This window comes from Armatimonas sp. (assembly GCF_043760365.1).
In the GTDB taxonomy this organism is placed as follows: Bacteria; Armatimonadota; Armatimonadia; order Armatimonadales; family Armatimonadaceae; genus Armatimonas.
Window position 1 is genome coordinate 1 of record NZ_JAYUPA010001062.1, and the last position, 2,516, is coordinate 2,516.

Below are 2,516 nucleotides of genomic sequence, written 5' to 3' on the forward strand. Positions count from 1 at the left end.
ATAAAGCGAGCTGGGCTGATCGGGGCTTCTTCCATAGGGCGTTTCCAGCGTAGGAGGGCTTCCAGGCTATTGACTTCCCCGGTACGAGGGTTCATCTGCGGCTGGTAGTGCATCTCAAACTCACCCAGCTCCAGTGCCCGGCGCAGGCAGCGCTCCTGGCGCAGGCGCTCCTGGGTGGCGTCATGCATGGAGTGGTCAAAGTAGCGGAAGCTATTGCCTGTTTGCTTGGCCTGATACATCGCGACATCGGCATGACGCACCAGGGTCTCGCCATCCGTGCCATCGTCGGGGTAGAGGCTAACTCCGATACTGGCGGAGACGAACAGCTCCTGGCCGCCTACCATGACGGGGCGAGCGACTGCGGCAAGCAGACGTCGTACGAGAATCTCGGTTTCATCGGCGGAGTGGATCGGGTTGAGCAGGATCGTGAACTCATCGCCGCCCATGCGCCCGATCACATCATGCAGGCGTAGAGTGTCTTGAAGGCGCTGAGCGACGATACGCAGCAGGGTATCGCCCGTCTCATGACCGAGGGAGTCGTTGATGCGCTTGAAGCCGTCTAGGTCGAGAAAGAGAATCGCTAGTAGGTGCTCGGGAGGCAGTGTGGCTGATGCCCTCTTGATCTGCTCCATGAAGTAGCTCCGGTTGGGAAGCTCCGTCAGAGCATCGTGGCGCGCACGCCAGAGAACCCGCTCCTCATTAACGATCTGGGGGCCGATATCGCGGGTGGAGCAGAGGTAGCGTGTTGGTGCCCAGCTCTCCTCCAGAGTGCGTACCCGTGTTTCCAGCCACTGGCACGCACCCTGCCGCGAGACATATCGCCACCGAACGGTTGCCTCACCAGTGCGCCGCAGCCGTCGCAGCGCCTGCATGACGCGGGGTTTGTCCTCACTGTGCATCCAGCGAAACACCGACTTCCCCGTTGTTTGTCGTGCCGACAGTCCCATGATGCGTGTGAGAGCCGGAGTTGCGTAGAGAGTGAAGAAGTTGGCGTCGTGGAGGCTGACGATATCATCCATGAGCTCCATCATCAGGGCAAAACGGGTGTCCGTGATATGGACTCCTGTACTTTCCACGAGAGCGGTCACTTCATGGGCACTGAGATGGTAGCGTGTGATCTCACCGGAGGTATCCGCCAGAGGGACGAGCGTGGCTGCTAAACAAGTCTCGTGGCTTTCTTGCCCCTGCGCACTCCGGATCTTGATAAAGCCTTGCCAGCCTTGATTCGCTGCCGCTTCCTTGAGGGCATCTAAATGGCTGAGAATCTTAGGGCAGTGGTTGGGCTCCCGAGGAGTCAGCTCCTCCTGGGACGAGAACCAGCTCATCTGGGTAAGATGAGGGTCAAGCAAAAAACGCTCCGCCGTCGGATTGAGATAGACCAGCCGACCCTGTGTGTCGAGCAGGCATGAGAGATCGGGGCTTTTTTGTGCGGCTGCACCTAGCCAGAGCATCCATTCCGAGGTTTCAGGAGTCATCCTTAAGATTATGGTTTTTTTGACACAAGCACTTAGACTGAACGGAATGGAAAATTAGATTGAATGTAAAATTTGGTAAAACAAGAAGCGAGCAGCCTCTTCGCTGAGCTGGTCGTGGAGGAGCGGCGTTGCGCCATCGGGAACACAGAAGAAAGCATCTACGGGGGGTGGTGTATCCGCGGGAGCATCGAGGGCGGATTCCGTGGGGATAAAAGTGGGAAGCTCTCGGATCTCCGCACCCGCGATTCCTAGGGGAAGTGCTGTGGAAAAACCTGCCAGACCAGAGAGCAGAGAACCCGGCTGCTGATCCGCCCGGCGAGCGAGCACGCGCTCTTGGCGGAAGGGCTGCCAGAGCCTCAGAAGTGTCTGGGAGTGGTTGTCTCCACGGCGGGGGCCATTGCTCAGCGCCACTGTCCGGCACCAGCGGGGCCAGTCGGGGAGCGAGAGCGGTTGCCAGGGGCGGGTGGTGACCTGCTCGGGCCAGTCTGCCAGTCCGCGTTTTTTCCAGCGCACCTCGGTGGCGTAGTCCTGTAGGATCGCTCGGGTAATCGGGCTGTCTAAGGGGCGCTGCATACCGGGACCGGCATAACGACGGATTAAAGCCTGGAGCTGCGGATTGAGGTTCGCGCCTCGGTGGGGAGTGTCGTAGGTGACCAGAGTACGCACGGGTAGCGAGCGATCCGTGAGGGCGATTCGGGCCGTGAGCCCCCCCGTGCTGATTCCCACCACGGCGACACGCTCCCGCATGTCGGCTGCGAGAGTGCGAATCGCCTGCTGTGCCCGTGGTGCCAGTGTCTCGGGGAGGAGCTGTGAGTCTGGGAAGCGCACGATGGCGACACTGCCCCCGGCGGCGCGGATCAGGTCGGTTGCGGGAGCCATGAGCTGCATCATCTGTGTGGCGGTGAATGCATTGGACGCGTCGAATCCCATCAACACCAGCACCACCGGGCCTTTTTTCCCGCGAGTTGGTTCCCAGAGTGGTGTGCCGTCGGCGAGGAAGCGATCCGGTGGCTCAAAGACAGTGAGAGTGTCCTCGCTCTG

At 60.3% G+C, this 2,516-nt stretch carries 2 protein-coding genes; both read right to left on the bottom strand.

Annotation, left to right across the window (positions count from 1 at the left end):
• On the bottom strand, positions 1-1,475 hold a 1,475-nt coding region (locus ACH2EH_RS27115; protein ID WP_395146636.1), incomplete at its 3' end, for a putative bifunctional diguanylate cyclase/phosphodiesterase.
• Between the two features lie 54 nt (positions 1,476-1,529).
• Positions 1,530-2,516: esterase/lipase family protein (locus ACH2EH_RS27120; protein WP_395146638.1), on the bottom strand; the 987-nt coding region annotated here is incomplete at its 5' end.